Below are 400 nucleotides of genomic sequence, written 5' to 3'. Positions count from 1 at the left end.
TGGTCATCTCCCTGTCAAGTAGACAGAAATAAAAAGAGTATTATGCCACGGCCTTTTCCCGATATTCTATCGGGGAAAGGCCGTGAAGTTTTTCTTGGAATCTTTCTGTATTATAAAACTGAATATATTCTTGAATTGCTCGGTAGGCCATTTCATATGTTTTTGGGCACACTAAATACAACTTCTCTGTTTTTAAATGTGAGAAGAATGATTCGATACACGCATTATCAAAACAGTTTCCGCGTCTAGAATGACTACCGACAAATCCTAATTTCTCTAACTGTTTTGCGTAGGATTTAGATGTATATTGAAACCCTTGATCTGAATGGAAAAGGGGCTTAGTAGTTAATGACTTCCCTTCTAATTGACGTAATGTAGTTAAAACCAAATCTAAATCATT

At 35.8% G+C, this 400-nt stretch carries 1 protein-coding gene; it reads right to left on the bottom strand.

What is annotated here, in order from left to right; translation table 11 throughout:
* Nucleotides 1–40: 40 nt before the first annotated feature.
* On the bottom strand, nucleotides 41–400 hold a 360-nt coding region (locus HFD78_RS29115; RefSeq protein WP_191968153.1), incomplete at its 5' end, for an IS3 family transposase.

The sequence above is a fragment of the Bacillus sp. EKM501B genome, from assembly GCF_011800505.1.
Classification (GTDB): domain Bacteria; phylum Bacillota; class Bacilli; order Bacillales; family Bacillaceae_G; genus Bacillus_A; species Bacillus_A cereus.
Note: the sequence above shows the minus strand (reverse complement) of the source record. Positions and strands in the feature narration are given on the sequence as shown.